Origin of the sequence: Streptococcus downii (assembly GCF_004353325.1) — a bacterium.
Lineage (GTDB): Bacteria > Bacillota > Bacilli > Lactobacillales > Streptococcaceae > Streptococcus > Streptococcus downii.
Map to the genome: position 1 here is coordinate 26,652 of NZ_MZNX01000002.1, position 24,515 is coordinate 51,166.

Genomic DNA, 24,515 nt, shown 5'->3' on the forward strand with positions numbered 1-24,515 from the left:
CGGCCTTCTTTTTCTACACTATACTAGAAGACAAATGTCTCACCTGTAGGCAAAAACAAGGTAATGAATGAGAAATTTAATGAAAAATTATCAAGAATGGTATCGAAATATCAGCTCCAGACTCACCAGCTATCCCACCCTTTTATTTCTATTGCTTACTTTCAATCGTTTGATGACAGTAGCAATGCCCATGGTCTATCTGACCTTACTAGTCACCACTTACCTGCAGCTAGGGCTTGGTCAGCAAGTTGGGATCTATTTGCTTGTCCCCGCTACAGGTTTTGTGATCTTGTCCCTTTTTCGTAAGAAAATCAATCATCCGCGTCCCTACGAAACTTGGGATATCCGTCCCCTGCTTGAAAAAGATAGTTCGGGACAGTCTATGCCTAGTCGCCATGTCTTTTCAGCAACTATCATCTCCATGGCCTGTTTCCATGCTTGGACTTTGATCGGAATGATCTTGCTTATTTGCTCAGGACTCTTAGCCTTGGTCCGAGTACTAGGTGGTGTTCATTATCCCAAGGATGTCTTGGTTGGCTATGCTTGTGGTCTGTTGTGGGGATTCCTTTTCTTCCTATTCTGATATGTAAGTTAAGCCGACCCTACAACCACTTACTGCTTCAAATTGACCACTTGCTTTTTTGCCCTTGTATTCCTAACTTAGCTTTGATATAGTAGAGTCAGAAAGGAGATGTGATGAAGTTACGAATTGAGATTGACGGCAATTTAGAGGAGACTGAAATTGTCATCAAGACCCCCACTTTGACAGATGAAATTGCAGACTTGCAACGACTTTTGCAAGAGTCAAAGGCTCCGAGGTTGACTTTTTACAAGGGGACAGGTGAATATTATCTAGACCTGTCAGAAATTCTCTTCTTTGAAACAGAAGGGAGCAAGATTTATGCTCATAACCAGAAGGAAGCCTATGAAGTTCGTCTCAAACTCTATGAGTTAGAGTCCATCTTGCCTCGCTATTTTAGTCGAGTTTCCAAGTCAACGATCGCAAACATCCGTCAGATTTACTCAGTGGACAAGTCCTTTTCAGGAACGGGGACCATTTCCTTTTATCAGACGCACAAGGAGGTTCATGTCTCACGGCATTACCAATCCCTCCTAAAAGAAAATCTAAGAAACATGAGGTAAAAAAGATGAAAAAGAAAGCATTTGGTATTGTTTTATTGGTTTTAGCAGCCTGGATTTTGCTGCAAGGAAACTTTGGAATTCCTTCTTTGGATGGTAAAATATGGCCTTTGATTGGTATCGCCTTTTTTGCCTACCAGTCAGTTGAAGCTTTGCTTCGTCGTCATCTAACATCAGCAGTTTTTACCGCTCTAGTAGCCTTAATGATTGCGAATCATTTTTATAACATTTTGCCTATTCCAAACCAGTCTTTGTTTTGGGCTAGTATCCTAGCAGTGCTGGGTGTCGGCTATCTCACTCACTCAAGTAAGTTTTGGTACGGGGAAAAATGGTGGTACAGTGGTGAGCGAACAGTCATCACGGATAAGGAAGTTGCTTTTGGTAGTGGAACCTTTTATAAACAAGATCAAGATCTTGTAGATGACCAAGTGGAAGTCGCTTTTGGTGACGCAAAAATCTACTATGATAACGCAGAGATGTTAGGTGATTTTGCTACTCTGAATATCGAAGTGGCCTTCGGGAATGCAACTGTCTATGTTCCGCAACACTGGCGTGTAGATTTGAAAGTAGAAACATCCTTTGGTGCAGCAAAAGCAGATGCTCCTGTAGCGCCAACAAGCAAAACCTTGATTATCCGTGGAGAAGTCGCTTTTGGTAAACTTGGCGTTGTCTATGTCAAATAAAAAAATATTTTAATTCTCTTGATAAATTCAAGAAAGTGTGATAACATAGTACGGTATGTGGTGCTAGCACATCCGCTATATTAGATCTAATAGGAGGAAAACATAATGGCTAAAGTATGTTACTTTACAGGTCGTAAGACTGTATCAGGAAACAACCGTTCACACGCGATGAACCAAACAAAACGTGCCGTAAAACCAAACCTTCAAAAAGTTACTGTTCTTATCGATGGTAAACCTAAAAAAGTTTGGGCTTCAGCTCGTGCTTTGAAATCAGGTAAAGTTGAACGCGTTTAATAAAAATGAAAAGACCGCTTAGGTCTTTTTCTTTTGCTCTATAGATAAAACCATTTGAAAAATAGAGTAAATATCCGCCGATACAGCATTCTGCTTTTACACTTGGAATGAAATATGATAAAATAGAGTATCAACTAGTTGAGGTAAAAAAAAATGACTGTAAAAATTAATACAAAAGATGGTCAAATCGAACTGACAGATGAAGTGATTGCAACCGTTGTAGGTGGTGCAGCAACTGAGATTTTTGGTGTGGTCGGTATGGCTAGCAAAAATACCCTCAAAGATAATTTCCAAGCCCTTCTTGGTAAGGAAAATTATGCAAAAGGTGTTGTCGTGAAGGCAGCCGAAGATGGTAGCATTGCAGTTGATGTTTATACCGTCTTGAGCTACGGAACAAAGATTAGTGAAGTCTCAAAAAACATCCAAGAGCGTGTTCGTTTTAGTTTGGAAAACCAACTAGGAATCACCGCTCAGACTGTGAATGTCTACATTCAAAATATCAAAGTTGTAGGAGAATAATCGTGTCAAAAATTACTACCAGCTTATTTCAAGAAATGGTGCAGGCTGCATCAACTCGTTTGAATAAGCAAGCAGAATATGTCAATTCATTAAACGTCTTTCCAGTTCCAGATGGAGATACTGGGACAAACATGGGGATGACCATCGAAAATGGTGCCAAAGAAGTAGCAGATAAGCCGGCTTCTACAGTTGGAGAAGTGGCGAGCATTCTTGCTAAGGGGCTCTTGATGGGTGCGCGTGGAAACTCAGGAGTTATCACGTCTCAACTTTTTCGTGGCTTCTCTCAAGCGATCAAAGATAAAGACGAGTTAACAGGTCAAGACTTGGCTCTTGCTTTCCAATCTGGTGTCGAGGTAGCCTACAAGGCTGTTATGAAACCAGTTGAAGGGACCATTTTGACTGTTTCTCGTGGAGCGGCTATTGGGGCTAAGAAAAAAGCTGAGGAGACAGATGATGCTGTTGAGGTCATGCGTGCAGCCTTGGAAGGTGCTAAGAGAGCTCTAGCTAAGACACCAGAAATGCTCCCAGTCTTGAAAGAGGTTGGTGTCGTGGACTCTGGTGGTCAAGGTTTGGTATTCATCTATGAAGGTTTCCTTTCAGCACTCACTGGTGAATACAGCGCTTCTGAGGACTTTGTAGCAACGCCTGCCAATATGAGTGAAATGATTAATGCAGAGCACCACAAGTCTGTAGCAGGTCATGTGGCAACTGAAGATATTACCTTCGGTTACTGTACGGAGATCATGGTAGCTCTCAAACAAGGCCCAACTTATGCTAAGGACTTTGACTATGATGAATTCCGTAACTACTTGAATGAACTTGGGGACTCGCTCCTTGTTGTCAACGATGATGAGATTGTCAAAGTTCACGTCCATACCGAAGATCCAGGTCTTGTCATGCAAGAAGGCCTTAAATATGGTAGCTTGGTCAAGGTTAAAGTAGATAACATGCGCAACCAACACGAAGCTCAAGTAGAAAAAGAAGCGCAAGTCAGCAAGCCAGCTGAAGAAAAGGAATATGCCCTTATCGCAGTAGTAGCAGGTCAAGGCTTGGCAGATATCTTCCGTGCCCAAGGTGTGGACTATGTCATTGAAGGTGGTCAAACCATGAATCCTTCGACAGAGGACTTTATCAAGGCTGTTGAGCAAGTCAATGCTCGCAACATCATCTTCTTGCCAAACAACAAAAATATCTTCATGGCAGCTCAATCTGCCGCAGAGGTGTTAGATCAACCAGCTGTTGTGGTAGAAGCTCGTACTCTTCCTCAAGGATTGACGAGTCTGCTTGCCTTTGACCCAAGCAAATCAATCGAAGAAAACAAAGAACGTATGACTGCAGCCCTCGGTGATGTCATCAGCGGAAGTGTAACTACTGCCGTTCGCGACACAACTATCGATGGCTTGGAAATTCATGAAAATGACAATCTTGGTATGGTAGATGGCAAAATCCTTGTGTCAAACCCTGACATGCACCAAACCTTGACTGAAACTTTGAAGCACATGCTAGACGAAGACAGTGAAATAGTAACCTTCTATGTCGGTGAAGATGGAAGTGAAGAATTGGCCAACCAAATCGCCCAAGAAATCGCAGAAGAATTCGAAGACGTTGAAGTCGAAATCCACCAAGGTCAACAACCTGTATATCCATATCTTTTCAGTGTGGAATAAAAATTTAATAGATTAAAAAGAAAGTTGATTTTGCAGCTTTCTTTTTTATGACATTTGTCATATTTCCTAGTGACAGAAGCATCTAGCTCCGCTAACTTCAAAGGACTATAATTGAAGTATGAAATGGAGGAAGAAGAGATGAAAAATAAAATGATTGTCGCAGTGAGTTTAGTAGCAGCAGGAGTTATGACCTATCTCATGTTTTCAGGATTGGACGAGGGTTTCTACCATTTTCCTTGGGAGCTCTTTGCTGGCTTTGGAATGATGTCTTGGCTTGTCAGAGAAGGTTTGAAATTAGTCAGAGATGTGAAAAAGGAGTTTGAGGAATGAAAAAAGCAATCATCTATTTCTTTATCGGCCTGTCACTCTTGGTATGGTTAGTGGAAATGTTTACTGGTTGGTTTGACCAAACCGTGCTTCGCCAATTCATTCGTGGTGCTTGGGGTTTTGGATTTATGATTTTCGTTGTTTTCCCTATGGGAATGAAGTGGTTGAAAGGAGAATCTCATGACTGTGATTAAAGTTGAGAAATTGAGTAAGAAAATAAAAGACAAGGAGATCTTGCGGAACATCTCCTTTGAAATCAACGATGGTGAATGTGTCGCCTTGATTGGGCCTAATGGAGCAGGGAAGACAACCTTGATTGATTGCCTCTTGGGCGACAAGTTCATGAGCTCAGGTCAGATAGCCATTCAAGGATTTGCACCAACAGATCCTCGATTAAAGCAGCTTATTTCTGTCTTGCCCCAAGAAAATGCAGTTGTTCAAAGCTTGAAAGTAAAAGAACTTCTATCATTTTTCAAGTCACTTTATCCCGACAGTCTCTCAGACAAAGAAATTGATGACTTGTTGAGATTCTCAGACAAGCAGAAAAATCAGCTAGCGGGCAAGTTGTCTGGTGGGCAAAAACGTTTGTTCTCTTTTGTGTTGGCTTTAATAGGTCGTCCGAAAATTCTATTTTTAGACGAGCCAACTGCTGCCATGGATACCTCGACACGTCAGCATTTTTGGGAAATTGTCAATCAGTTAAAGAAAAATGGTGTCACCATTGTCTATTCTTCCCACTATATCGAAGAGGTGGAGCATACGGCTGACCGCATTTTAGTCCTCCACAAGGGAGAGTTAATTCGCGATACGACGCCTTATGCTATGCGTGGTGAAGAACAAGAAAAACACTTTACCGTGCCTCTAACTTATCAGGAATTTATCAGCACTTTGGACCAGGTTCAAGAGATTGAAATCAAGCAAAATGCTCTTTCTTTCACAACCAAAGAAGGCAGCCAGGTATGGAAAGTCTTGCAAGAACAGGGCTGCACGATCGAAGAAATTGAAGTTCGGAATCGAACTCTCTTAGACAGTATCTTCGAAACGACTCAAGACTAAAGGAGATTGACGATGAAAAATATGACGAGTCTCATGAAAGTGGAAATCATTCTGATGAAACGGCAAGCAGTCTACTACTTGCTATCCATCGGACTTCCAAGTATGTTTTACCTTATATTCTCTGGTATGATGTCAGGGTCAGATATTCCAGAGATTGCTCTTCAAGCCTATCTTTTTGCCATGACGCTCTTTAGTATCATGTCAAGTGCTTTTTTCAGTATCCCTAGCACACTCGAGTCTGATAAAACAAACAACTGGCAAAAATTGATTCAACATTCTCCAGTATCTATGGTAGAATATTATGTATCAAAACTGTTCAGTACTCTGCTGACTTTCTTGTTATCAATTATAGTTGTCTTTTCGGTTGGCCATTTTGTTCGTGGAGTTACTCTACCTTGGCTTGATTGGTTGGTAATCGGTGCTATTTTGCTGGTCGGAAGCGTGGTCTTTATCAGCATGGGTGTCTTGGTGAGTTTGCTTCCCAGTGCTCAACTGATGACGGTGATTGGAAATATTGCCTATATTGCTTTGGCTGTCCTAGGTGGACTATGGTTCCCTTTGAGTTCCTTCCCAGAATGGCTCCAATCCATTGGAAAACTGACTCCAACCTATCAACTGATGCAGGTCGTCTCTACTTATATGGAACACCACGAGTTTAACATTCTTGCCGCCTTGGTTGTACTAGGTTATACAGTTTTCTTTGGTGTACTGGTAATCCAGCTGAAAAAAAGGATTGAGGTAAAATAAATCTATGTTGGAAAAATTAAAAAACACTCATTATATGTTTCATATTTCAATTGTGTTTATCATCTTTCCTATAGCGGGTGTCATCGTTGGAGATTACCCGCTTTTAACCTTGCTATGGACCCTACTATTTGTACTTGCCTTCTATTCGGTTTTAATCAGTCAGAATCGCACCGTGCAGTGGCTGGCATGGTGGTCCATGCTTGTCTACATTTTTTATACATCTGTTTGGCTAAGTTCAGGTTTCACATGGTTTATCTTTTATTTATCCAATCTCCTTATTTATGAGCTGGATGAGATTTCTTTTCACTCTTGGCGTTTTGTCAGTTTTATTGTCCTGCAACCATTTATTCTGACCGGAATCTATATGGTCAATCATGTTAGTCCCTGGCAGCTACTCTTTTTCTTGGTGACCTTTATCTTTTCCGATGCAATGACCTTTGGTCTCTATCGAATTCGGATAACAGAAGAGCTAAAAGAAGAAAAGATGAAACAAAATGCCAAGCTCAATCTTTTCTTGGCTGAAAACGAACGCAGTCGTATCGGTCAGGATCTTCATGACAGCCTAGGTCATACCTTTGCCATGTTGAGTGTGAAGACGGACCTTGCCCTCCAGCTTCTTCAAATGCAGGCCTATCCTCAAGTGGAAAAAGAATTAAAAGAAATTCATCAAATCAGTAAAGAATCCATGAATGAAGTCCGTACAATTATCGAAAATCTTAAAACAAGAACCCTTGCTTCCGAGTTTGCGACTGTTAAAAAAATGCTGGAAATTGCAGGAATTGAAACGGAAATCAATCACCAACTAGATACAGCTAGCCTAACTCAGGAATTAGAATCAACGGCCTCCATGATTTTGCTTGAGTTAGTGACCAACATCATCAAGCATGCTAAAGCATCCAAAGCTTACTTGAAATTAGAACGAACTGAGAAAGAACTTATTCTAACAGTGAGAGATGATGGCTGTGGCTTTGCTTCTCTAAAAGGAGATGAACTTCATACAGTCTGCGATCGTGTCCTTCCTTTTTCAGGAGAAGTAAAGGTAATCAGTCAGAAACATCCAACTGAAGTGCAGGTTCGACTACCTTATAAGGAGAGAAACTAAGATGAAACTACTTGTTGCAGAAGATCAAAGTATGTTGCGAGATGCTATGTGCCAGTTGCTTACCTTTCAACCAGATGTAGATTCTGTCCTACAAGCCAAGGATGGCCAAGAGGCAATCCAACTCCTAGAAAAAGAGTCTGTGGATATCGCCATTCTTGACGTAGAAATGCCTGTTAAGACAGGCCTCGAAGTCTTGGAGTGGATACGAGCAGAAAAGGCGGAAACAAAGGTGGTTGTGGTGACGACTTTCAAGCGCCCCGGCTATTTTGAACGTGCGGTCAAGGCTGGAGTGGATGCTTATGTCTTAAAAGAAAGAAGCATTGCAGATCTCATGCAAACCTTGCACACTGTTCTCGAAGGACGTAAGGAATATTCACCTGAATTGATGGAAGTGGTGATGACACATCCCAATCCGTTAACAGAGCAAGAAATCGCTGTTTTAAAGGGAATCGCTCAGGGCTTGTCTAATCAAGAAATCGCAGATCAGCTTTATCTATCAAATGGAACCGTTCGAAACTATGTCACCAATATTCTTTCGAAACTAGATGCTGGTAATCGAACAGATGCAGCCAACATCGCAAAAGAATCTGGTTGGCTTTGATAAGAAAGATAAAAAACAACTCAAATGATTGCTAAATCGAAGGAAATCCATACTAGAATGTAGGAGGCAGATTGCCTCCTTTTTTGTTTAGAAAAGCGGTGAAAACTAGTGTCAAAGAGTTAAAAGATCAGAATAAAAATGAAAAATATCTTGACAATGAAGGAAAAATTGTGTTACAATAATAGACGGTACTTTTTACTTTTGGTCTCTCAAAAGTGTACAGGGACGTGCTGACAAATGTTGCAAAAGTACACACAGATGGTAGCTGTCACCAAGTGTATCATCACCAAAAATAAAAAAACACAGGAGAATGTAGATGCCTACAATTAACCAATTGGTTCGCAAACCGCGTAAATCAAAAGTAGAAAAATCTAAATCACCAGCTTTGAACGTTGGTTACAACAGTCATAAAAAAGTTCAAACAAACGTTTCTTCACCACAAAAACGTGGTGTTGCAACTCGTGTTGGAACAATGACACCTAAAAAACCTAACTCTGCCCTTCGTAAATTCGCTCGTGTACGTTTGAGTAACCTTATCGAAGTTACTGCCTACATCCCAGGTATCGGACACAACTTGCAAGAACACAGCGTGGTGCTTCTTCGTGGTGGACGTGTAAAAGACCTTCCAGGGGTACGTTACCATATCGTCCGTGGTGCACTTGATACTGCAGGTGTTAACGATCGTAAACAAGGCCGTTCTAAATACGGTACTAAACGTCCAAAAGCATAAGGAAAGGGGATAAAGAGAAATGAGTCGTAAAAATAGAGCTCCAAAACGTGACGTATTGCCAGATCCGCTTTACAATTCACAACTAGTTACTCGTCTTATCAACCGCGTTATGCTTGATGGTAAACGTGGTACAGCTGCTTCAATCGTTTACGGTGCTTTTGAGCAAATCAAAGAAGCTACTGGCAACGATGCACTTGAAGTATTTGAAACAGCTATGGAAAACATCATGCCTGTACTTGAAGTACGTGCACGTCGTGTTGGTGGATCTAACTACCAAGTCCCAGTTGAAGTTCGTCCAGAACGTCGTACAACACTTGGACTTCGTTGGTTGGTAACCATCGCTCGCCTTCGTGGTGAACACACAATGCAAGACCGTCTTGCAAAAGAAATCTTGGATGCTGCTAACAACACTGGTGCAGCAGTTAAGAAACGTGAAGACACTCACCGTATGGCTGAAGCTAACCGTGCCTTCGCACACTTCCGTTGGTAAGATAGGATACGAAAGCGTTAAGAAAGTCCCAGAGAAAATAGGGAATCGAAGTAGGTTGCGATTGCAACCAATGAGATTCATCTTTTTCTCCAGACTTTTAGCTTGAGTTCAACTCGGCTAATTAACTTTAGCCCGAGTTCAATTCAACTTGTCTACAAGTTGAAACCAACAAAAACAAGATAAACATTGAGAACGGGTAGGTCCTGCCTATCCGTTTTTATTAAAATCGTGTTATAATAGAATAGAAATCAAAAATAAATAGGAGAAACAAACCTCATGGCACGCGAATTTTCACTTGAAAAAACTCGTAATATCGGTATCATGGCTCACGTCGATGCCGGTAAAACAACAACTACTGAGCGTATTCTTTACTACACTGGTAAAATCCACAAAATCGGTGAAACTCACGAAGGTGCGTCACAAATGGACTGGATGGAGCAAGAGCAAGAACGTGGTATCACTATCACATCTGCTGCGACAACAGCTCAATGGAACAACCACCGTGTAAACATCATCGACACACCAGGGCACGTGGACTTCACAATCGAAGTACAACGTTCTCTTCGTGTATTGGACGGTGCGGTTACCGTTCTTGACTCACAATCAGGTGTTGAGCCTCAAACTGAAACAGTTTGGCGTCAAGCAACTGAGTACGGAGTTCCACGTATCGTATTTGCCAACAAAATGGACAAAATCGGTGCTGATTTCCTTTACTCAGTAAGCACACTTCATGACCGTCTTCAAGCAAATGCACACCCAATCCAATTGCCAATCGGTGCTGAAGATGATTTCCGTGGTATTATCGACTTGATCAAGATGAAAGCTGAAATCTATACAAACGACCTTGGTACAGATATCCTTGAAGAGGATATTCCAGCTGAATATCTTGACCAAGCTCAAGAATACCGTGAAAAATTGATCGAAGCAGTTGCTGAAACTGATGAAGATTTGATGATGAAATACCTCGAAGGTGAAGAAATCACTAACGAAGAATTGAAAGCGGGTATCCGTAAAGCTACTATCAATGTTGAATTCTTCCCAGTATTGTGTGGTTCTGCCTTCAAAAACAAAGGTGTTCAATTGATGCTTGATGCGGTTATCGACTACCTTCCAAGCCCACTTGACATCCCAGCAATCAAAGGTGTTAACCCAGATACAGATGAAGAAGAAACTCGTCCAGCATCTGATGAAGAGCCATTTGCAGCTCTTGCCTTCAAGATCATGACAGACCCATTCGTAGGTCGTTTGACATTCTTCCGTGTTTACTCAGGTGTTCTTCAATCAGGTTCATACGTATTGAATACTTCTAAAGGTAAACGTGAACGTATCGGACGTATCCTTCAAATGCACGCTAACAGCCGTAAAGAAATCGACACTGTTTACTCAGGTGATATCGCTGCTGCCGTTGGTTTGAAAGATACGACAACTGGTGACTCATTGACTGATGAAAAAGCTAAAATCATCCTTGAATCAATCGACGTTCCAGAACCAGTTATCCAATTGATGGTTGAGCCAAAATCTAAAGCAGACCAAGACAAGATGGGTATCGCTCTTCAAAAATTGGCTGAAGAAGATCCAACATTCCGCGTTGAAACAAACGTTGAAACTGGTGAAACAGTTATCTCTGGTATGGGTGAGCTTCACCTTGACGTCCTTGTTGACCGTATGCGTCGTGAGTTTAAAGTTGAAGCGAACGTAGGTGCTCCTCAAGTATCTTACCGTGAAACATTCCGCGCTTCTACTCAAGCACGTGGATTCTTCAAACGTCAGTCTGGTGGTAAAGGTCAATTCGGTGATGTATGGATTGAATTTACTCCAAACGAAGAAGGTAAAGGATTCGAATTTGAAAACGCAATCGTCGGTGGTGTGGTTCCTCGTGAATTTATCCCAGCGGTTGAAAAAGGTCTTGTAGAAGCAATGGCTAACGGTGTTCTTGCAGGTTACCCAATTGTTGACGTTAAAGCTAAACTTTACGATGGTTCATACCACGATGTCGACTCATCTGAAACTGCCTTCAAGATTGCTGCATCTCTTGCACTTAAAGAAGCTGCTAAGACTGCACAACCAGCTATCCTTGAACCAATGATGCTTGTAACAATCACTGTTCCAGAAGAAAACCTTGGTGATGTTATGGGTCACGTAACTGCTCGTCGTGGACGTGTAGATGGTATGGAAGCACACGGTAACAGCCAAATCGTTCGTGCTTACGTTCCACTTGCTGAAATGTTCGGTTACGCAACAGTTCTTCGTTCTGCATCTCAAGGACGTGGTACATTCATGATGGTATTTGACCACTACGAAGATGTACCTAAGTCAGTACAAGAAGAAATCATTAAGAAAAATAAAGGTGAAGACTAATCAGTCCTCACTCTAAAAGGGAGTCACTTAGTGGCTTCCTTTTTTCTATCTTTGCCTTATACACGTAGGGTACTCTTATTATGTAGGTTCTGAAAATACTAATTCTATTCACAAAGAAAACACATTCATTTGATAAATTAAAGTAGTTAAAGATTCCTAATTTCGATAATGTATAAATAAAAATGAGGAAAATATTCATAAAAACACTTTTAGATAGAAAATTCAGAAAATTGCTTCTTTTGTCTTGAAAATTTTTGAAAAAATGGTATGATAGTAACAAGCTATTTTTAAGAGAAGAGAAAGGGGAACAATGGAGAAAATCAGTTTAGACTCTCCTAAGACAGGGTCGGATCTAGTTTTGGAAACACTTCGTGATTTAGGAATTGATACCATATTTGGTTATCCTGGTGGTGCGGTCTTGCCTTTATATGATGCGATTTATAATTTCAAAGACATTCGCCACATCTTAGGTCGCCATGAGCAAGGGTGTTTGCATGAAGCTGAAGGTTATGCCAAATCAACTGGAAAGTTGGGTGTTGCCGTCGTTACGAGTGGACCGGGAGCAACGAATACTATTACAGGGATTGCGGATGCCATGAGCGATAGCGTTCCCCTTTTGGTCTTTACAGGTCAGGTTGCGCGAGCTGGAATTGGGAAGGATGCTTTTCAGGAGGCAGACATCGTGGGGATTACCATGCCAATCACTAAGTACAATTACCAAGTTCGTGAGACGGCAGATATTCCTCGTATCATTACGGAAGCTGTCCATATCGCGACCACAGGTCGTCCTGGCCCAGTTGTAATTGACTTGCCTAAGGATGTATCTGCCTTAGAGACAGACTTCATCTATTCACCAGAAGTACATTTACCGAGTTATCAACCGACGATAGAACCAAACGACATGCAAATCAAGAAAATCTTGAAACAATTGTCTAAGGCTAAGAAACCCGTATTGCTAGCTGGTGGCGGGGTTAGTTATGCAGAAGCAGCTGCCGAGCTCAATGAGTTTGCTGAACGTTACCAAATTCCAGTCGTGACCAGTCTTTTGGGGCAAGGTACGATTGCGACTAGCCATCCGCTCTTCCTAGGAATGGGAGGTATGCACGGTTCTTTCGCAGCTAACATTGCCATGACCGAAGCGGACTTTATGATTAGTATTGGTTGCCGTTTCGATGACCGCTTGACTGGGAATCCTAAGACCTTCGCTAAAAATGCCAAGGTTGCCCATATCGACATTGACCCGGCTGAGATTGGCAAGATTATCAGTGCAGATATTCCTGTAGTGGGGGATGCTAAGAAAGCCTTGCAGATGCTACTGGCAGAACCAACTGTTCATAACAATACTGAAAAATGGATTGAAAAAGTCACCAAGGACAAGAATCGAGTTCGTTCTTATGATAAGAAAGAACGTGTGGTTCAACCGCAGGCAGTCATTGAACGCATCGGTGAGTTGACGAATGGGGATGCTATTGTCGTTACTGACGTTGGTCAACACCAAATGTGGACAGCCCAGTATTACCCATATCAGAATGAACGTCAATTGGTCACATCTGGTGGTTTGGGTACCATGGGATTTGGAGTTCCTGCAGCTATCGGAGCTAAGATTGCCAATCCAGAAAAAGAAGTAGTTCTGTTTGTCGGTGATGGTGGTTTCCAAATGACCAACCAAGAACTAGCCATCCTAAACATCTACAAGGTACCCATTAAGGTCGTGATGCTGAATAACCACTCCCTGGGAATGGTTCGTCAGTGGCAGGAATCCTTCTATGAAGGTAGAACGTCAGAGTCAGTGTTTGATACTCTTCCTGACTTCCAGCTGATGGCACAGGCTTACGGCATCAAAAACTACAAGTTTGATAATCCAGAGACGATAGAGAAGGATCTAGAATCCATTCTGGAGGATGTGCCGATGTTTATCGAGGTGGATATTTCTCGTAAGGAACAGGTTTTACCAATGGTACCAGCTGGGAAGAGCAATCATGAGATGTTGGGGGTGAAGTTCCATGCGTAGAATGTTAACGGCAAAACTACAAAATCGTTCAGGAGTCCTCAATCGCTTTACAGGTGTCCTTTCACGTCGTCAAGTCAACATTGAGAGTATCTCAGTTGGTGCGACAGAGAATCCTGATGTATCAAGGATTACCATCATTATTGATGTGGCTTCACATGATGAGGTCGAGCAAATCATCAAGCAACTCAATCGTCAGATTGATGTGATTCGCATTCGAGATATCACAGACAAACCACATTTGGAAAGAGAAGTTATCTTGGTAAAGGTATCTGCTCCTGCTGAGAAGCGTGCAGAAATCTTGGCTATTATTCAACCTTTCCGTGCAACGGTGGTGGATGTGGCTCCAAGTTCGATTACCATTCAGATGACTGGGAACGCAGAAAAGAGTGAGGCACTCTTGCGAGTAATCCGTCCATACGGTATTAAAAATATCGCTCGTACGGGTGCAACTGGATTTACCCGCGACTAATGCTCTTTGATTTTCATTGAGTATAAAAAAATAACTTAAATTTGTTAAACCAGCCTAAAAGGCAATAAATAATAGAAAAGAGAGAAAAACTATGGCAGTTCAAATGGAATACGAAAAAGATGTAAAAGTAGCAGCACTTGACGGTAAAAAAATCGCCGTTATCGGTTATGGTTCGCAAGGACATGCGCATGCTCAAAACTTGCGTGACTCAGGTCGTGATGTCATCATTGGTGTACGTCCAGGTAAATCTTTTGACAAAGCAAAAGAAGATGGATTTGACACTTACACAGTAGCAGAAGCCACTAAATTGGCTGATGTCATCATGATTTTGGCACCAGACGAAATCCAACAAGAATTGTACGAAGCAGAAATCGCTCCAAACTTGGAAGCTGGAAATGCAGTTGGATTTGCTCATGGTTTCAACATCCACTTTGAATTTATCAAAGTACCTGCAGATGTCGATGTCTTCATGTGTGCTCCTAAAGGGCCAGGACACCTGGTACGTCGTACTTACGAAGAAGGTTTTGGTGTTCCAGCTCTTTATGCAGTTTACCAAGACGCTACAGGAAATGCGAAAAATATTGCTATGGACTGGTGTAAAGGTGTTGGAGCAGCTCGTGTAGGTTTGCTTGAAACGACTTACAAAGAAGAAACTGAAGAAGATTTGTTTGGTGAACAAGCTGTACTTTGTGGCGGTTTGACTGCCCTTATCGAAGCAGGTTTTGAAGTCTTGACAGAAGCAGGCTATGCCCCAGAATTGGCTTACTTTGAAGTTCTTCATGAAATGAAATTGATCGTTGACTTGATCTATGAAGGTGGATTCAAGAAAATGCGTCAATCTATTTCAAACACTGCTGAATACGGTGACTATGTATCAGGTCCACGTGTGATTACTGAGCAAGTTAAAGAAAACATGAAAGCTGTTTTGGCAGACATCCAAAATGGTAAATTTGCAAATGACTTTGTAAATGACTACAAGGCTGGTCGTCCAAAACTTACTGCTTACCGTGAACAAGCAGCTAACCTTGAAATTGAAAAAGTTGGTGCTGAACTGCGTAAAGCAATGCCATTCGTTGGTAAAAACGACGACGATGCTTTCAAAATCTATAACTAATTCTTAGAATAAAAACAGAAGGCGAGTTGGGGGGTACCTAACTCGCTTTTTACCTTGTAAAGTATTTGAGGAGGAGACATGCTAAGTGCAAAAGATGTGGTGAAAGCCCACAAAGTTTTAAGTGGTGTAGTAGTGAATACACCACTGGAATATGATCATTATTTATCAGAAAAGTATGGAGCTAAGATCTATCTGAAAAAGGAAAATGCGCAACGAGTTCGTTCTTTTAAAATTCGTGGAGCTTATTACGCTATTTCACAATTGACAAGAGAAGAACGTGAGCGTGGTGTGGTCTGTGCATCAGCGGGGAATCACGCTCAGGGTGTTGCCTATACTTGTAATGAGATGAAGATTCCTGCGACAATTTTTATGCCAATCACAACACCGCAACAAAAGATTGGTCAAGTTCGTTTCTTTGGTGGTGACTATGTGACGATCAAATTGGTTGGAGATACTTTTGACGCTTCGGCTAAGGCGGCCCAAGAATTCACCGTTTCAGAAAATAGAACCTTTATCGATCCTTTTGATGATGCGCATGTACAGGCCGGTCAAGGGACTGTAGCCTATGAAATTCTTGAAGAAGCCCGTAAAGAGTCTATTGATTTTGATACAGTACTTGTACCAGTAGGTGGTGGCGGATTGATTGCCGGTGTTTCAACTTACATCAAGGAAACCAACCCGACTATCGAAGTGATTGGAGTAGAAGCTAATGGTGCTCGCTCTATGAAAGCTGCCTTTGAAGCTGGGGGACCAGTTAAGCTCAAAGAAATTGATAAGTTCGCTGATGGGATAGCTGTACAGAAAGTCGGACAGTTGACTTATGAAGCAACTCGTAAGAATGTTGAAACTCTTATTGGAGTGGATGAAGGCTTGATTTCTGAGACCTTGATTGATCTTTATTCTAAGCAAGGAATTGTCGCCGAACCTGCTGGAGCGGCTAGCATTGCAGCCTTGGAAGTCCTATCAGACTATATCAAAGGCAAGACAATTTGCTGTATCATTTCTGGGGGAAATAACGATATTAACCGTATGCCAGAGATGGAAGAACGTGCCTTGATTTACGATGGCATCAAGCATTACTTTGTAGTCAATTTCCCACAACGTCCAGGGGCTCTTCGTGAGTTTGTAAATGACATCTTGGGACCGTATGATGACATCACTCGTTTCGAGTATATCAAACGGGCTAGCAAGGGGACAGGGCCTGTCTTGATTGGGATTGCTCTTGCTGATAAGCATGATTATGCTGGCTTGATTCATCGGATGGAAAATTTTGACCCATCTTATATCAATCTGAACGGAAATGAGACTTTGTATAATATGCTAGTCTAAAATAAATTTGCTATCATATTATTTGCCAATTTCCTATAATGATGCTATAATGATGGTGACGAAAGGGGGAGATTCCCATGGTTTTACATGTTTTACTTGTTCTCTTTATTCTAGTGTTGATTGCATCAGCGATTATTATCAGCTCTGTATATGTTGTAAGGCAGCAGTCTGTCGCTATTATCGAGCGTTTTGGTAAATACCAAAAGTTGAGTAATAGTGGTATTCATGTACGAGCACCTTTTGGAATTGATAGAATTGCAGCCAGGGTGCAGTTGCGTCTATTGCAAAGTGAGATCGTCGTGGAAACAAAAACACAAGATAATGTATTTGTGACCATGAATGTGGCGACTCAGTATCGAGTGAATGAAAACAATGTCACAGATGCTTACTATAAACTAATGAGACCAGAAGCTCAAATCAAATCCTATATTGAGGATGCCTTGCGTTCGTCCGTGCCGAAATTGACCTTGGATGAACTATTTGAGAAAAAAGATGAGATTGCATTAGAAGTTCAAAAGCAAGTAGCAGAAGAAATGTCTACATATGGTTACATCATTGTAAAAACACTGATTACGAAGGTTGAGCCTGACGCTGAAGTAAAACAATCAATGAACGAAATCAACGCTGCTCAACGTAAGAGAGTCGCTGCGCAAGAACTTGCAGAAGCAGATAAGATTAAGATCGTGACAGCGGCGGAAGCAGAGGCAGAAAAAGATCGTCTACACGGTGTAGGGATTGCAGAACAGCGTAAGGCTATTGTTGACGGACTTGCTGATTCTATTCAAGAATTAAAAGGAGCCAATGTTGAACTCACGGAAGCCCAGATTATGTCCATTCTATTAACAAATCAGTATTTGGATACTTTGAATAATTTCGCAGACAATAAGGGCAATAACACCATCTTCCTACCAGCAAATCCTGATGGAGTTGAAGATATACGAACAAGCATATTATCAGCTTTAAAAGCTAAGTAATAACAATTTATTATTTGTTTTCAATAAGTAGATGTTTTTTGGATAATCCTAAAAGAATGAATATATTTCAGTATCGTAAAGAACAAAATAGGAGAAGAACATGGCTAAATCAAACTTTGAAAAAGTAGAATCAGTTGTTGGCTGGGTTCGTGATAAGAAAATCACAGGTTACCGTATCTCTAAGGAAACAAATGCACGTGAAATGTCAATTATTGCTTTGGCACAAGGTCGTGCAAAAGTGAAAAATATTTCATTTGAAACAGCCCTAGGTTTGATTGATTTTTATGACAAGAATCATGAAAAATTTGAAGATTGAACTAGGCTTACAGGCAGATTCTTAAAATGGATCTGCCTTTTGTTTTGCAAAGAGTTAGTAAAAAGACTGCATATTTTATGCAGTCTTTGTTTGTTATTTGAGATAGCGCTGAAGAAACTCTCTCGTTCTTTCTTCTTTAGGATTTGTGAAGAGGTCTTCTGGTTTGCCTTCTTCAGCGATGACACCCTTATCCATAAAGATAACACGGTGTGAGACATCGCGGGCGAACTCCATTTCGTGGGTGACGACAATCATAGTCAGGCCTTCCTGAGCCAGGTCTTGCATGATTTTAAGGACTTCACCGACCATTTCTGGATCCAGAGCAGATGTTGGTTCGTCGAAAAGGATGGCGTCAGGGTTCATGGAGAGGGCGCGTGCGATGGCCACACGTTGCTTTTGTCCACCAGAGAGTTGTTTTGGTTTGGCTTGCCAATAGCGTTCTCCCATGCCGACTTTTTCAAGATTTTCTTTTGCAATTTTCTCTGCTTCAGAGCGTTCTCTTTTGAGGACAGTTGTTTGGGCGACAATAGTATTTTCGAGAACATCGAGGTTTTCAAAGAGGTTGAAGGATTGAAAAACCATTCCGAGCTTTTCACGGTAGTGAGTAAGGTCATAGCCTTTTGCAAGGACGTTTTCTCCTCGGTAGAGAATTTCCCCCTCAGTAGGTGTTTCAAGTAGGTTGATAGAACGTAGGAAGGTTGATTTTCCGCTTCCTGAGCTCCCGATGATGGAGATAACCTCTCCTTTGTGGACTGACAGAGAGATGTCTTTTAAGACTTCATTTTGTCCATAGGATTTTTTGAGGTGTTTAATTTCAAGAATGGGTTGATTCATTATTTCAAGTCCTCCGTTTGCATTTGATTAGCACCTGTAGTGTAGGTATCCATGTCCATGCGTCTTTCGATGAAGCGTAGGATACGGGTCACTGTGAAGGTGAGGACAAAGTAAATCACGGCGATGATTGTAAATGTCTGGAAGTATTGATAAGTTTGGGTGGCCACAGTATTACCAGAGAAGTAGAGTTCTACCACAGAGATAACATTCAGTACAGAGGTATCTTTGATATTGATGACAAACTCATTACCAGTAGCAGGTAAGATATTGCGAACGACCTGAGGGAGGACAACCTTGCGCATGGTTTGATTATGGGTCATACCAAGAGCAGTTGCGGCTTCAAATTGTCCCTTGTCGACTGCTAGGATACCTCCACGGACGATTTCAGTCATGTAGGCACCAGTATTGATTGAGACGATGAAGATAGCAGCCAGTGTACGATCGAGATTGATTCCGAAGGCTTGTGCTGTACCGTAGTAGATAACCATCGATTGAACGATCATAGGCGTACCACGGAAAATTTCAATATAGACATTGAGAATCCAGCCAAGTAGTTTTTGCAAGCCATAGATGGCCTTGCTTTCAGATAGTGGAGCAGTACGGAAGACTCCGATTGCAAGCCCGATAAGGAGACCTGTGATGGTCCCGATAATGGATATCAAGAGTGTGATGCCAGCACCACGCAGGAGTTGTTGCCAGTTTTCAGAAAGGATCTTAGCGACTTGACTAAAGAAGCTGCTTTCTTCCTCCGTTGTTGTCGCCTCCACTGGTTGCTCTTTAATCATCCGATCCATGAGAGCTACTTGTTCGTCCTTGGAAATGGTTTCGATGCTGGCATTGATTTGGCTGATGCGACTATCGTCCTTGCGAAGACCAATGGCAATAGCTGTGTCTTCTTCTCCTGTTTCAAAACCTTTGTCAAGCTGGACCATCTTGAATTTGGAGTTGGCAGATTCAGCGGTCAGGGCTTCAGGGCGTTCTGAAACATAGGCATCGATGACACCTGCTTCAAGTGCTTGACGCATCTGAGCAAAATCCCCCATGGCTGTTTCTTTTTTGGCACCTGGAATTTGAGAAATCAGGTCATAAAGGTAAACGCCTTGTTGAGATGTGATTTTTGCTCCGCTAAAGTCTTCCAAAGAGTTAGCATTTGCATAGGCAGAGTCCTTTTTTACCAATAGAACTGGTTCGCTAGTATAGTAGCTGCTTGAAAAAGCAATCTCTTGTTTGCGTTCAGCGGTTGGGCTCATACCGGCAATGATCATATCAATTTTGCCTGAAGTAAGTGCTGGAACAAGTCCTTCCCACTTGGTTTTAACGACCAAAGGTTCCTTACCTAGATCTTTGGCAATCTTTTTAGCGATTTGGACATCGTAGCCATTGGCATATTGGTTGGTACCGTCAATTTTAACAGCACCGTTACTATCATCGTCTTGGGTCCAGTTGAAGGGGGCGTAAGCTGCCTCCATCCCGATGCGTAAATATTCGTCAGCTTGGACCTGGCTAACTAGTCCCAGTGTAAGGGCTAGGCTAGCAAGGATAGATAAGCATAATTTTTTCATGTTTTCTCCTATTTCTAGTCTAAAAATGACTTCTCTCTATTGTATCGAAAAATAGTGAGATTTTCAATACAAGTAAGCCTTTACTTATAAAAAATGATATAATGATAGCAAAGATAAAAAGGGGGATTGTGTTGTGAAAAAGACTTTTTTCTTGCTTTTATTTAGCTTGTTTTGTATTTTACCACTCTCTGTTTTTGCGGTTGATTTCAAGATTCGCTCTTATCAAGGTGATTTGTATATTCATGCAGATAATACGGCAGAATTTAGGGAGAAAGTAGTCTATTATTTTGATGAAGACTTTAATGGACAACTAGTAGGACTTGGCCGTGCTGGTAAGATGCCAAAGGGCTTTGAAATAGATTCCAGTCCAAAGGTTCAGGTATGGAAAAATGCTAGTGCCATTGAGAATGTCAATAGTGAAGTGATAGAAGAATCGGAAGGGTATACTGTAAAAGTGTATAATCCAGGCCAAGAGGGAGATACTGTTGAAGTGGTAATCACATGGCAATTAAAAAATCTCCTATTTCTATATGATGATATCGCGGAACTTAATTGGCAACCCCTGACGGATAGTTCAGAACCTATCGAAAATTTTGAGTTTCGAGTAATGGGCTTTAATGGAGCAGAAAAACTTTTCTTTCATACAGGGAAACTCTTTACAGAGGGCAAGGTAGAGAAGATAGATGGTGATTATCGTGTTTATTTACAGAACCTACCTCGTCAGCGTGGGATTGAATTGCATGCCTATTGGCCTAGAAAAGATTTTGGAACAGCTTTGGATCAGGGATTGAAGGGCAATCGCTTAGCAGAATTTGAAAAAATAGAGGAATCTATTACTGCTGAAAAAGCTCAAAGTAAAGCTCTGGTTACGTGGGTCATCCCTTTGCTACTCTCGCTTTCTTTAGTCTTTAGTGTTATTTTCTACTGCATTTACAGAAGAAAAACCTCCCCATCGAAGAAATATGCCAAAAATCACCGTCTCTATGAACCGCCAATGGACTTAGAACCGATGGTTTTATCGGAAGCTGTTTACTCCACTTCTTTAGAGGAAGTCAGTCCCTTGACCAAGGGAGGAGGGAAGTTCACCTTTGACCAACTCGTTCAGGCAACTTTATTGGATGTGATTGACCGTGGAAATGTTTCAATCATCTCAAATGGAGACGAGGTCCGTCTAAAAGTCGTAAAAGAAAAAGGATTAGCAAGTTTTGAAAAAGATTGCCTTAATTTGGCTTTTTCAGGAAGAGAAGAAGTGCTTGTTTCAGATTTGTTTGCAGATTACCAAGTGTCAACTAGTCTTTACCAAGGTGCAAAAGCAACTGATGAAAAACGGATTCAGAAAACGGGACGTAAGCTTAAGTCTTCTTTCGAGCAAGCTCTGAAGCAGATGCAGGATGGGGTGAGAAAGCGGGTTTCCTCTTTGCAACTTCCAGATTATTATCGTCCACTGAGTAATGGAGAAAAAATCTTGCGATTGACGATAGGTGTCTCTACGCTTCTACCTGCTTTCGTTGGTTTTGGCTGGTTCTTGTATAGTTTGGATGCTCACGGGTACCTTTCTCTACCACTTCCTATCCTTGGGTTTGTGAGCTTGATGTTAGCTGCCGTCTATTATTGGACGACACGATTTGATACTCGTGATGGTGTTTTAAACGAAGAAGGACTAGAAGCATACTATCTCTGGACTAGTTTTGAAAACATGCTTCGCGATATCGCTCACCTAGACAAGGCAGAATTAGAAAGTATCGTTCTTTGGAATCGTCTCCTTGTCTATGCTACTTTATTTGGTTATGCGGACAAGGTGAGTCATTTGATGAAATCTTATCAGATTCAAGTTGAGAACCCAGATATCAATCTTTACGTAGCTTATGGCTGGCACAGTATGTTTTATCATTCAACTGCTCAAATGAGTCACTATGCTAGTATTGCAAACACAGCAAGTACCTACTCTGTATCTTCTGGAAGTGGAAGTTCGGGTGGAGGATTCTCAGGAGGTGGAGGCGGTGGTAGCATCGGCGCCTTCTAGAAAAATCTATCACAACATCCGAAATTATGCTATAATAGAGGACAGAAAAAGGAGTAATGTATGTATTTTATTGAAATTTTGAAGTCAATCTTTTTTGGGATTGTTGAAGGAATTACAGAATGGTTGCCCATTTCAAGTACTGGCCACTTGATCTTGGTTGAAGAATTTGTACAATACAAGGACCAAAATGAAGCCTTCATGTCCATGTTTAATGTTGTCATTCAGCTTGGTGCCATTTTAGCAGTTATGGTCATTTACTTTAACAAGCTCAATCCCTTCAAACCTGGTAAAACTAAGGTAGAAGTTCGTCGAACTTGGCAATTGTGGTCAAAAGTTCTCGTTGCAACCTTGCCTTTACTATTGGTCTTTAAGTTAGATGATTGGTTTGATGCCAACTTCCATAACATGGTTTCGGTTGCAATCATGTTGATTATCTATGGTGTTGCCTTTATCTATCTTGAAAAACGAAATAAGGCGCAAGCCATTGAACCAACAGTGACAGAGCTAGACAAGTTGCCATATAAAACAGCCCTTTACATCGGGCTTTTCCAAGTCCTCGCCCTTTTTCCAGGAACTAGCCGTTCTGGTGCGACTATCGTTGGTGGTTTGTTGAATGGTACAAGCCGCTCTGTCGTAACAGAGTTTACCTTCTATCTCGGAATTCCTGTTATGTTCGGAGCCAGTGCTTTAAAGATTTTCAAATTTATTAAAGCAGGTCAACTCTTGAGTATTGGGCAATTATTCCTGCTCTTAGTCGCTATGGGTGTTGCCTTCGCGGTCAGCATGGTTGCTATTCGTTTCTTGACCAGCTATGTGAAGAAACACGACTTTACACTCTTTGGTAAATACCGTATTGTACTCGGTAGCGTCTTGTTGCTTTATAGTTTTGTGCGTTTATTTGTATAAGAAAAAAGCTTGAGGGAATTTTCCTTCAAGCTTTTTAAAATCCTGTCACCGTAATTCCTAGTAAACGGATACCTTTTTCTTTTTCAGCTAGTTCTTCGTAGAGTTGAAGGGCAGTTTGAGAAATCTGACTAGCGTCCTGTGTTGCTTGTGGGAGACTTTTTCGTCTAGTCAGAGTGGAGAAGTCAGCATATCGTATTTTTAGGATAATGATTTTTCCAGCTTTGTCCTGCTTGCTGAGATTGTGAGCTACCTTTTCGGAGAGTAGAGTCAGCTCTTTTTTAATGTCTTCTTCTACTTGTAGGATCTTTCCATAGGTTTTTTCCTTGCCAATGGACTTACGAATGCGATTGGACTTGACCGGCGAGTTATGAATGCCCCTTGCCTTTCGATAAAGGTCAAAACCGAGTCTGCCGAACCGATCGATTAAAGTGACTTCTGAGACGTCCAATAAGTCCGCACCAGTATAAATACCCATTTCATGAAGGCGTTCAACTGTTTTTTTGCCCACACCGTGAAATTTAGCAATGTCCATTTGTTTGAGAAAGTCTTGGGCCTGATCTGGGAGGATAACTGTCAAACCATGTGGTTTTTGATAATCGCTGGCCATTTTAGCTAAGAATTTGTTGTAAGACACACCTGCAGAAGCAGTCAGGTGTAGTTCCTGCCAGATATCCTGTTGGATGAGACGAGCTATTTTGACAGCTGACTTGATACCAAGTTTATTTTCCGTCACATCCAAGTAGGCTTCGTCAATACTCATAGGTTCAATCAAATCAGTATAGCGTTTAAAAATAGCTCGAATCTCAAGTCCCACAGTTTTGTATTTTTCATAATTTCCCGAGATAAAGACGGCTTGAGGACAACGCTCATAAGCTTCTTTAGAACTCATGGCTGAATGAACACCAAAAGCTCGTGCCTCGTAGCTACAAGTAGACACAACTCCTCGTCCGCCTGTTTGTCTGGGGTCACTCCCAATGATAACAGGCTTGCCCTTTAACTTAGGATTGTCTCTTATTTCCACCGCAGCAAAAAAGGCATCCATGTCGATATGGATGATTTTTCTGGACAAATCATTAATCAATGGAAATATGAGCATTTTGCTTCCTTTCTAATGTCATTTTTTATTCATTATACCTTTTTTTCTGAAAAAATGGAAAAGAGTACTCATTCTTTCAAATATATAACACAGATTGCGCCGATAAACAGACTGTATTAGAAAAGAAAGTGATGAAAAAGCCTTTTTTTGCTTGTTGAAATCGGTTA

At 41.4% G+C, this 24,515-nt stretch carries 26 protein-coding genes; 23 read left to right on the plus strand and 3 right to left on the minus strand.

Translation table 11 applies throughout. The features are described from left to right. Positions 1-79: 79 nt before the first annotated feature. The 21 genes from E2R31_RS00770 to E2R31_RS00875 all read left to right on the plus strand — a co-directional run bounded on the left by E2R31_RS00770 (position 80) and on the right by E2R31_RS00875 (position 17,927). Positions 80-583: a phosphatase PAP2 family protein gene (locus E2R31_RS00770; protein ID WP_084947307.1), complete on the plus strand. Its 504-nt coding sequence runs from the start codon at positions 80-82 to the stop codon at positions 581-583. A 113-nt stretch (positions 584-696) separates the two neighbouring features. After that, positions 697-1,143, plus strand: a complete 447-nt coding sequence (locus E2R31_RS00775) for a LytTR family DNA-binding domain-containing protein (RefSeq protein WP_000776591.1) — start codon at positions 697-699, stop codon at positions 1,141-1,143. Between the two features lie 5 nt (positions 1,144-1,148). Further along, the gene (locus tag E2R31_RS00780; RefSeq protein ID WP_132972317.1) at positions 1,149-1,823 is read left to right on the plus strand and encodes a LiaF transmembrane domain-containing protein; all 675 of its coding nucleotides are present in this window, start codon (positions 1,149-1,151) and stop codon (positions 1,821-1,823) included. A gap of 105 nt (positions 1,824-1,928) precedes the next feature. Beyond that, positions 1,929-2,117, plus strand: coding sequence for a 50S ribosomal protein L28 (gene rpmB / locus E2R31_RS00785; protein ID WP_001140948.1), 189 nt, complete (start codon positions 1,929-1,931; stop codon positions 2,115-2,117). A gap of 153 nt (positions 2,118-2,270) precedes the next feature. Then, positions 2,271-2,636 carry an Asp23/Gls24 family envelope stress response protein gene (locus E2R31_RS00790; protein ID WP_000216441.1) on the plus strand — a complete coding sequence of 122 codons (366 nt, stop codon included), beginning with the start codon at positions 2,271-2,273 and terminating at the stop codon, positions 2,634-2,636. 2 nt (positions 2,637-2,638) lie between these two features. Then, positions 2,639-4,303: a DAK2 domain-containing protein gene (locus tag E2R31_RS00795; protein ID WP_132972319.1), complete on the plus strand. Its 1,665-nt coding sequence runs from the start codon at positions 2,639-2,641 to the stop codon at positions 4,301-4,303. 123 nt (positions 4,304-4,426) lie between these two features. Then, a complete protein-coding gene (locus tag E2R31_RS00800) occupies positions 4,427-4,633 on the plus strand; it encodes a hypothetical protein (RefSeq protein WP_000390701.1) in 207 nt (68 codons plus the stop codon). Then, on the plus strand, positions 4,630-4,824 hold the full coding sequence (locus E2R31_RS00805) for a hypothetical protein (protein ID WP_000709167.1): 195 nt from the start codon (positions 4,630-4,632) through the stop codon (positions 4,822-4,824). Before E2R31_RS00800 ends, E2R31_RS00805 begins: the two co-directional genes overlap by 4 nt. Next, on the plus strand, positions 4,811-5,686 hold the full coding sequence (locus tag E2R31_RS00810) for an ABC transporter ATP-binding protein (protein ID WP_132972321.1): 876 nt from the start codon (positions 4,811-4,813) through the stop codon (positions 5,684-5,686). The genes E2R31_RS00805 and E2R31_RS00810 overlap by 14 nt, the downstream gene beginning before the upstream one ends. A 12-nt stretch (positions 5,687-5,698) precedes the next feature. Beyond that, entirely contained in the window at positions 5,699-6,433 is a 735-nt protein-coding gene (locus E2R31_RS00815) for an ABC transporter permease (protein WP_132972323.1), read from the plus strand. Between the two features lie 4 nt (positions 6,434-6,437). Next, positions 6,438-7,535 (plus strand): sensor histidine kinase, encoded by a 1,098-nt coding sequence (locus E2R31_RS00820; protein WP_132972324.1) that lies wholly within the window; start codon positions 6,438-6,440, stop codon positions 7,533-7,535. Position 7,536: 1 nt separating this feature from the next. Next, the gene (locus E2R31_RS00825; RefSeq protein WP_132972326.1) at positions 7,537-8,136 is read left to right on the plus strand and encodes a response regulator transcription factor; all 600 of its coding nucleotides are present in this window, start codon (positions 7,537-7,539) and stop codon (positions 8,134-8,136) included. A gap of 316 nt (positions 8,137-8,452) precedes the next feature. After that, positions 8,453-8,866 (plus strand): 30S ribosomal protein S12, encoded by a 414-nt coding sequence (gene rpsL / locus E2R31_RS00835; RefSeq protein ID WP_001142332.1) that lies wholly within the window; start codon positions 8,453-8,455, stop codon positions 8,864-8,866. Between the two features lie 19 nt (positions 8,867-8,885). Then, a complete protein-coding gene (rpsG, locus tag E2R31_RS00840; RefSeq protein WP_000087873.1) occupies positions 8,886-9,356 on the plus strand; it encodes a 30S ribosomal protein S7 in 471 nt (156 codons plus the stop codon). 276 nt (positions 9,357-9,632) lie between these two features. Next, positions 9,633-11,714: an elongation factor G gene (fusA, locus tag E2R31_RS00845; RefSeq protein ID WP_132972328.1), complete on the plus strand. Its 2,082-nt coding sequence runs from the start codon at positions 9,633-9,635 to the stop codon at positions 11,712-11,714. A gap of 310 nt (positions 11,715-12,024) precedes the next feature. Further along, the gene (locus E2R31_RS00850; protein WP_132972330.1) at positions 12,025-13,725 is read left to right on the plus strand and encodes an acetolactate synthase large subunit; all 1,701 of its coding nucleotides are present in this window, start codon (positions 12,025-12,027) and stop codon (positions 13,723-13,725) included. Continuing rightward, entirely contained in the window at positions 13,718-14,194 is a 477-nt protein-coding gene (ilvN, locus tag E2R31_RS00855) for an acetolactate synthase small subunit (protein ID WP_001253806.1), read from the plus strand. Before E2R31_RS00850 ends, ilvN begins: the two co-directional genes overlap by 8 nt. Before the next feature lie 91 nt (positions 14,195-14,285). Beyond that, positions 14,286-15,308 carry a ketol-acid reductoisomerase gene (gene ilvC, locus E2R31_RS00860; RefSeq protein ID WP_000290683.1) on the plus strand — a complete coding sequence of 341 codons (1,023 nt, stop codon included), beginning with the start codon at positions 14,286-14,288 and terminating at the stop codon, positions 15,306-15,308. A 78-nt stretch (positions 15,309-15,386) separates the two neighbouring features. Then, the gene (gene ilvA / locus E2R31_RS00865; RefSeq protein WP_132972332.1) at positions 15,387-16,637 is read left to right on the plus strand and encodes a threonine ammonia-lyase IlvA; all 1,251 of its coding nucleotides are present in this window, start codon (positions 15,387-15,389) and stop codon (positions 16,635-16,637) included. A gap of 77 nt (positions 16,638-16,714) precedes the next feature. After that, the gene (locus E2R31_RS00870) at positions 16,715-17,611 is read left to right on the plus strand and encodes an SPFH domain-containing protein (protein WP_000242874.1); all 897 of its coding nucleotides are present in this window, start codon (positions 16,715-16,717) and stop codon (positions 17,609-17,611) included. A 100-nt stretch (positions 17,612-17,711) separates the two neighbouring features. Continuing rightward, positions 17,712-17,927 carry a capsule biosynthesis transcriptional regulator gene (locus tag E2R31_RS00875; protein ID WP_001130035.1) on the plus strand — a complete coding sequence of 72 codons (216 nt, stop codon included), beginning with the start codon at positions 17,712-17,714 and terminating at the stop codon, positions 17,925-17,927. 93 nt (positions 17,928-18,020) lie between these two features. Here E2R31_RS00875 and E2R31_RS00880 read toward each other — a convergent pair whose 3' ends face one another. Beyond that, the gene (locus tag E2R31_RS00880) at positions 18,021-18,761 is read right to left on the minus strand and encodes an amino acid ABC transporter ATP-binding protein (protein ID WP_132972335.1); all 741 of its coding nucleotides are present in this window, start codon (positions 18,759-18,761) and stop codon (positions 18,021-18,023) included. Next, positions 18,761-20,323 (minus strand): ABC transporter substrate-binding protein/permease, encoded by a 1,563-nt coding sequence (locus E2R31_RS00885; RefSeq protein ID WP_132972337.1) that lies wholly within the window; start codon positions 20,321-20,323, stop codon positions 18,761-18,763. The genes E2R31_RS00880 and E2R31_RS00885 overlap by 1 nt, the downstream gene beginning before the upstream one ends. Positions 20,324-20,456: 133 nt before the next feature. On the opposite strand from E2R31_RS00885, the gene E2R31_RS00890 reads away from it, so the two are divergent. Both E2R31_RS00890 and E2R31_RS00895 read left to right on the plus strand, forming a co-directional pair. After that, positions 20,457-22,346 carry a DUF2207 domain-containing protein gene (locus E2R31_RS00890; protein WP_132972339.1) on the plus strand — a complete coding sequence of 630 codons (1,890 nt, stop codon included), beginning with the start codon at positions 20,457-20,459 and terminating at the stop codon, positions 22,344-22,346. Positions 22,347-22,406: 60 nt separating this feature from the next. Further along, on the plus strand, positions 22,407-23,252 hold the full coding sequence (locus E2R31_RS00895) for an undecaprenyl-diphosphate phosphatase (protein ID WP_132972341.1): 846 nt from the start codon (positions 22,407-22,409) through the stop codon (positions 23,250-23,252). Positions 23,253-23,286: 34 nt separating this feature from the next. On the opposite strand, the gene dinB is transcribed toward E2R31_RS00895, so the two are convergent. After that, a complete protein-coding gene (gene dinB / locus E2R31_RS00900) occupies positions 23,287-24,348 on the minus strand; it encodes a DNA polymerase IV (protein WP_132972343.1) in 1,062 nt (353 codons plus the stop codon). Positions 24,349-24,515 lie beyond the last annotated feature (167 nt).